We start from the raw sequence: 7020 nt of genomic DNA, 5'->3' as shown, positions 1-7020 counted from the left end.
GTAAAGGTGCTTTAAACGGTTGTTCATGCCAAATATTTGTCGTAATTTTGGCGTTATACGTTGAAGGCCCCTGTCTGTTACCTATAATGTCAATAAATTGCCGAAGTGCGGAGTGAGTAATGGTCGATCGGGCTGATATCAACAATGTGCTGATGCAGATGCGGGCGATCCAGTCTCAGGCTCAGGGTGGCGCAGGGATTACTGCGGCTGCTCCTGTTGCGCCAAATCAGGCGGAACTGAAGACAGACCGTACAGGATTTGGTGATCTGCTGAAGCATGCAGTGGACAGCGTTAACGAAGTGCAAGGAACCGCCAAAAATCTGGCGACGGCGTATGAAAAGGGGGATCCTACCGTGGATCTTCCTCAAGTAATGATTGCGGCGCAGAAAGCGTCGGTGTCGTTTCAGGCGATGACTCAGGTGCGTAACCGGTTGGTGAGCGCATACGAAGATATTATGAAGATGCCGATCTAATCTGGCATCTTGTGGGTGCAAGTAAGTTATGGCTGAAGGTATAACTGCAAGCGGAATGGATAAAGGTAGTACAGTACTTGGCTTTAATCGCCTGAGTATCTTCCGTCAGATTGGTCTGATGGTTGGACTCGCGGCGACGATCGCTATCGGCTTTGCAGTGGTATTGTGGTCTCAGGCACCGGATTATCGCGTGCTGTTCAGTAATCTGGGATATGCGGATGCGAACCAGGTGATCGAACAGCTACGCTTGTATAATGTACCCTACAAGTTTGATGCTGATGGACGGGCTATTCTGGTTCCGCAAGAGAGTGTGCATCAGGCCCGCCTGAAATTGGCTGCGGAAGGGTTTACAGCGGATAAGACCGTTGGCTTTGAGCTGTTAGATAAAGATCAGGGTATCGGTAGTAGCCAGTTTATGGAAACAACCCGTTACCGACGTGGCTTGGAAGGGGAGTTGTCCCGAACGATTGCCAGTATGATCTCGATACGTAATGCGCGCGTGCATCTCGCTATTCCCAAAGATTCTGTATTTATCCGTGATGAACGGAAACCCTCCGCATCTGTATTCGTAGAGCTGTTCGCCGGCCGAAAGCTGGAGCGTGATCAGGTGGCGGCCATTGCAAACCTGGTTGCTTCCAGTATTCCTGAGCTGAGGTTTGAGGATGTTACTGTTGTTGATCAGCGCGGCCGCCTGCTGAATAGCCGTGATGTTGATACGGAAGCTGTGCTGGCCGCTAAGCAACTCGAATATACTCAGAAAATTGAAGAGCGTCTGCTCAATCGCGTTAACAGTATTTTGATGCCCGTCGTGGGTTCTGAGCGTTTTCGAGCGGAAGTCTCCGCGGATATTGATTTTACTGCTGTTGAGCAAACCGATGAGATCTATAACCCTGATTTGCCAGCTTTGCGCAGTGAGCAAACCAATAAAGAAACCCGTGTCGGCTCACTGGCTGCGATGGGAATTCCTGGCGCGTTATCTAACCAGCCGCCAGGTCCAACCGCTGTTCCTGAAGAGGCTCGAGGAGTCGGTGTCGTAGGGCAGCAAACGACTGAATCAAAACGGCCTGGAAGCAGCCGAGATCAGGCAACGCGTAATTATGAACTGGATCGTTCTATCAGTTATACCCGCCATCAGCAGGGGCGCGTACGCCGGTTGAGTGTGGCGGTGGTGGTTGACGACTTGTCTGGCATCGATCCGGCTACCGGCGCCTCAAATCGCACGCCATGGACTGAGAACGAGCTCGAGCGCTTGCGCGTGCTGGTGCAGGATGCAGTGGGGTTCTCCGCCCGTCGTGGTGATAGCGTGAACGTGATTAACTCCCCATTTGTTGCCGCACAAAAGATGGATACGGAAGAGACACCTATCTGGAAACAGGGTTGGGTGTGGGAAATTGTAAAGCAGGTGCTGGCAGCTTTGTTTGTCCTGGTACTAGTGTTTGGTATTTTGCGACCGATTTTGCGTAACCTTGCGGATACCGGGTCGGCGAGTAGCGTTGCAGGATTAGGCGCAGCGGGTGATGTCGCGGCTGAACTCGAAGGGTTAGATGCTGCGGGTATGGCCGCAGATCAGGTGACGTTTGGTGCGGATGACGAATTGCTCCCGACCCCGAATGAAAGTTTTGATTATCAGGTTAATGCTATCCGGAGTATGGTGGCAGAAGATCCTGCGAAAGTAGCGCAGGCGGTAAGACAGTGGATCGCGGAAGATGAGTGATGACAATCTTGATGGTGAACTGACGAACCTGGATAAGGCAGCGATCTTGCTGATCAGTCTGGGGGAGTCCGATGCGGCTGAAATACTCAAACACTTGGGCCCTAAGCAGGTTCAGAGCATCGGTCAGGCGATGGCTGCACTCGACAACATACCTCAAAGCAAAGTGGAATCTGTTGTGACAGATTTTCTGGGTTTGCTGGGTGATCAGACCGGCATTGGTATCAATAATGATGCCTATATTCGTGCGATGCTCAACGAAGCGTTGGGTGAGGAAAAAGCGAAAACGCTGCTGGATCGGATACTGATTAGTAAGAATACTTCGGGCCTGGATACTCTGCGTTGGATGGAGCCGCGGCAAATTGCCGAAATTATCCACTATGAGCACCCGCAGATTCAGGCGGTTATCATCTCTTATCTCTAACCGGATGTGGCTGCGGCGGTACTTTCATTTTTCGACGAAAAAGTACGCCTCGATATCGTCATGCGTGTCGCTTCATTGGATAGTATTCAACCCGTTGCACTGCAAGAGCTTAACGATATCCTTGAACGTCAGCTTACCGGGGGCGGAGGAACGAATACGGTTTCTAACCTGGGTGGCGTGGAATCGGCTGCTAGTATCATGAACTTCATCGATAGCAATATTGAAGCTGAAGTTATGGATGGTATTAAGGAAGCTGACGAGATTATGGCGAATAAGATTGCAGACATGATGTTCGTCTTCGAGAATCTTATCGACGTGGAAGATCGGGGTATTCAGGCAATATTGCGTGAAGTCTCCACTGACGTATTGGTGCTGGCGCTAAAAGGTGCTGATACGGCGCTTCAGGAAAAAATATTCCGCAATATGTCTAAGCGAGCAGCTGAGCTGCTGCGCGATGATCTGGAAGCTAAAGGGCCGGTGCGTGTTAGCGAAGTCGAAGAAGCGCAGCGGGACGTATTGTCCACCGCTCGCCGCCTGGCCGATGAGGGCGAGATCCTTCTGGGCGGCGGCGGGGATGAGATGATCTGATGATCGATAAAAATGCCCCTGATGGTGATGTTCGAATCCGCTCAACCGATGCGGTGGCGTTAACGCCCTGGACGCTGCCAGAAGTGTCCGGTGACCATCTTGTGGCACTTGAAACTAAAAGCCAGCCTAAGAAAAAAACTGCTTTACCTGAAGCGGACCTGCGTGATGTCGGCTTGGTATTGCAGCGGCAAAAGCCACCTAAAGATATTGTTACGGTTTCTGAGGCAGAGTCCATTCGTGAAGCGGCTCATCAAGAAGGTCTGTTACAGGGATTGGTTGAGGGGCGGGAGCAGGGATACCCCGAAGGTTTGGAAAAAGGTCTGACTGAGGGGAAAGAGCGAGGTTACCAGGATGCTCTGACTCAGGGGCAGGCCGAGATTGATCAGGCTGTCGCGAATCTGGCTGACATGCTGCAAGCGTTGCACCAGCCGCTGGCTCAACAAGAGCAGACGCTGGAGTCCTTGGTCGCAGGTTTGGTGGTCAAACTATCCCGTGCTGTGATCGATGTTGAGCTAAATACGCGTCCTGAGATTATTCAGAATGCGATTCGCGATGCTCTGCAACAGCTTCCACAGGGCGGTGGCGCATTGACGATTGAGGTTTCGCCGGCTGACTTGCCGCATGTGGAGCCTATCGCCGGGCGTTTGTCTTTTCCCGTATCCGTTGCCGCGGATGGCTCTATTTCGCCGGGTAGCTTTCGTCTGCATACCAGCGATAGCCTGATTGAATCTGATATTCAACAGCAGTTTCAGATGCTGTCGGAGCAACTCTTTGCATCGTTGACTCAACAGAATCCGGAGGCCTGATGGCTGACCTTCTGTCCCGCTTTTCTCGCTGTGCGGATGTGACGCTCAAGCGACAATCCCCCATTATTGAAGGGCGAATCACCCGAATGATCGGCCTGACGTTGGAGGCTGTTGGTATTCAGGCGGCTGTGGGTGACTGTTGCCGTATTGTGCTCAACGAGCAGAGTGCGGTTGAAGCAGAGGTGGTCGGTTTTTCCGGGGATCGTTTGTATCTGATGCCGCTTTATCCCATTGAAGGTTTAAAGCAAGGCGCTAAAGTTTATCCACTGGCCGATTCCGGTCAGGTACCTGTTGGGGATGCGCTGCTGGGGCGTGTGATCAATGGTATTGGTAATCCTATTGATTCCCTCGGTGACCTTGAGGGCGTAGACGAGGTCTCGCTGGCGGGGGATATTATCAATCCCCTATCGCGTGATCCGATCAAAGATACGCTGGATGTGGGTATTCGGGCCATCAACTCCCTGCTGACTGTCGGGCGTGGTCAGCGTCTGGGTCTGTTTGCCGGCAGTGGTGTGGGTAAGTCAGTTTTACTTGGAATGATGACGCGTTTTACCGAAGCTGAAATAGTTGTTGTCGGGTTGATCGGTGAGCGTGGCCGAGAAGTGAAAGAGTTTATCGAGCACAGCTTGGGGCCAGAAGGGTTGAAGCGTTCGGTGGTTGTCGCGTCGCCCGCGGATGATTCCCCTTTGATGCGTTTGCGTGCGGCCCAGCTGACAACGCGTATTGCCGAGTATTTTCGTGATCAGGGCAAAAACGTTTTGTTGCTGATGGATTCGCTCACCCGTTATGCACAGGCTCAGCGAGAGATTGCGTTGGCCGTTGGTGAGCCGCCAGCGACTAAGGGGTATCCACCGTCGGTCTTTGCCAAAATCCCTAAGTTGGTCGAGCGGGCAGGAAATGGTCTGCCGGGGGAAGGGTCGATTACCGCGTTTTATACGGTCCTGACCGAGGGGGATGACCAGCAGGACCCGGTTGCCGATTCTGCGCGTGCGATTCTTGATGGGCACGTCGTGCTTTCCAGGCATCTCGCTGAGCGGGGGCATTATCCGGCTATTGATATTGAAGCGTCGATCAGTCGAGCGATGCCGCAGATTATCCATCCTGATCATCTAAAGACTGCACTGCGCTTTAAACAGCTATATTCAAAGTATCGGCAGAACGAAGATCTGATCTCTGTCGGTGCTTATGTACGGGGCAGTGACCCTGATACGGATTTTGCGATGGAGCGAATGCCGGTTATGAACGAGATGTTGCGTCAGTCGATGTCTGATCCGATGCCGCTTCAGCCCTGTATCCAGCAACTTTCTATGGTGCTAACGCCGATGCCAAACACCAATGCAAACCCAACGTCAGCCGTGGTGCAGTAAATGGCAAAGCGATCGCAGCGCCTGAAGGTCGTGCTTGATCTGGCAGAGCGTAAGAAGAAACAGGCGGATCAGTTGCTGGCAGCCAGTCGGGCACGAGTGGAAAAAGATAAGCAGCAAATTGCGCAGTTGGAAGCGTTTCTCGCGGATTACCAGCGTCAGTACGAAGAAGCCGGGCGTCAGGGGTTCGGTATCGCAAAGCTTGAGGTGTATCAGTCTTTTATTCGGAAGATCGCTACAGCACTGGCGCAGCAGCAGAATGCACTGCGCATGAACGAAAACGAATTGTCTGCTGTCGAGCGTCACTGGACTCAATGTTACGGTCAGGTTGTTGCGATGGATAAGCTGGTAGATAAGGCGCAGGATCAGGAGCGGAAGCTCGAAGATAAGAAGTTGCAGCAGCAGCTTGATGAGCGTGCACAAATGATTAAATCAAACTTTATCTAAATTGGCCTCTTTTTTGCTGGTTCTTTGTTGAGTAATACTCAATGTTCTTCGTTTCAGGAGTAAAAAATGAGTAACCAGCTGTCTAATGCAGGCGCTTCCGGTCTGCTTGGAATGTTGAATGTCGCGCCAGCTACACCGGGCCAGCCTGTCGCAGCTGCTAGCGGATCAACGCTTCCGTTTGGTTCGGTTATGCAAGCGCAGACTGCGGGGGTTTATCCCTCGCAGGTGGATGCAGACGGCCAGCTATTGCCGTTGGAAGGTGACGGATTGCCACCATCTGGTGAAATGCTGGAGCAGATGCAGGCGCGCCTGGCGGCGGAAGGTCGTGCGCCGGAGCTTTCAGAGCTGACAAGTGAATCGCCTTTGATTGATGTGTTGGGGCCGGTGCTTGGTGATGCCGAAAGCTTGCATGAAGGTGTGGTCGTTAAAGATCAGTGGTTGGGGCTTACTCCACAAAATAGTGAATTTAATGTAGAGGCGCCTGAAGTTGTGGCGCTTATGCAGGACATTATGGCTGAGCAGTCTGCTCAGATGAGCCCGGACGTTGTTCAGGTTAGGCCGGACGCTTTTCAGATGAGCCCGGACGCTTTTCAGGTTAGGTCGGACGTTGATCAGGTTAGGCCGGACGCTTTTCAGGTTAGGCCGGACGCTTTTCAGGTTAGGTCGGACGCTTTTCAGGTTAGGTCGGACGTTGTTCAGGTTAGGCCGGACGTTGTTCAGGTTAGATCTGGAGACTCTAGTGACGGTGATGCAGGAAATGCTTCCGTAGATGTCGGCATCGAGCCTCTTGAGGTGTCTACGCAAAATATGGCGGCTTATATTGATACGGAAGCCGTTGCCAATGATGACGCTGCTAATGTTAATACCGCATTTTTTCCCGGATCTGAGTTGGCCGCTACCTTGTCTGGGAATATGCAGGGGCCTAAAGGGGTTGATAGACGCATGGATCAGCCTTTGGATCATGAGGGCGCAGATCGGATTGATCAGTCGGTGTTGCCAGCCTCTGCGCTGTTTGACACGACGCTTGATACGCAAAATACCGAAATTGAATCTCAGTCCTCCAGCTTCAGGGTTTTGCCTGATGCTATCCCTGATGCTGTGCCGCAATCGCAGATACTGGGGCCTGTCGCACAGCGTCCTTTGGTGGAAAACCCGAATGGGGTTTCGGTCGCCCCTCCTACTATGGAGTCGTTTCCGCGTAATGTTG

6 protein-coding genes and 1 pseudogene are annotated in these 7020 nt (G+C 52.4%); all 7 read left to right on the top strand.

The annotated features are described in order from the left end of the window. Positions 1–119 precede the first annotated feature (119 nt). Positions 120–473, top strand: coding sequence for a flagellar hook-basal body complex protein FliE (gene fliE / locus ABYW01_RS10310; RefSeq protein ID WP_372832526.1), 354 nt, complete (start codon positions 120–122; stop codon positions 471–473). Between the two features lie 28 nt (positions 474–501). Next, entirely contained in the window at positions 502–2187 is a 1686-nt protein-coding gene (gene fliF, locus ABYW01_RS10305) for a flagellar basal-body MS-ring/collar protein FliF (RefSeq protein ID WP_372832525.1), read from the top strand. Continuing rightward, positions 2180–3196: pseudogene (gene fliG / locus ABYW01_RS10300) on the top strand (flagellar motor switch protein FliG). Before fliF ends, fliG begins: the two are co-directional and overlap by 8 nt. After that, positions 3196–4002 carry a FliH/SctL family protein gene (locus ABYW01_RS10295; protein ID WP_372832524.1) on the top strand — a complete coding sequence of 269 codons (807 nt, stop codon included), beginning with the start codon at positions 3196–3198 and terminating at the stop codon, positions 4000–4002. Before fliG ends, ABYW01_RS10295 begins: the two are co-directional and overlap by 1 nt. Continuing rightward, on the top strand, positions 4002–5369 hold the full coding sequence (gene fliI / locus ABYW01_RS10290; RefSeq protein ID WP_372832522.1) for a flagellar protein export ATPase FliI: 1368 nt from the start codon (positions 4002–4004) through the stop codon (positions 5367–5369). The genes ABYW01_RS10295 and fliI overlap by 1 nt, the downstream gene beginning before the upstream one ends. Continuing rightward, positions 5370–5813 carry a flagellar export protein FliJ gene (fliJ, locus tag ABYW01_RS10285; RefSeq protein ID WP_372832521.1) on the top strand — a complete coding sequence of 148 codons (444 nt, stop codon included), beginning with the start codon at positions 5370–5372 and terminating at the stop codon, positions 5811–5813. A gap of 66 nt (positions 5814–5879) precedes the next feature. Continuing rightward, positions 5880–7020 (top strand): hypothetical protein (locus ABYW01_RS10280; protein WP_372832520.1); only part of this gene is annotated, 1141 nt, incomplete at its 3' end.

Source organism: Pontibacterium sp. (assembly GCF_041587635.1).
In the GTDB taxonomy this organism is placed as follows: Bacteria; Pseudomonadota; Gammaproteobacteria; order Pseudomonadales; family Balneatricaceae; genus Pontibacterium.
This window is presented reverse-complemented; position numbering and strand designations above follow the sequence as displayed.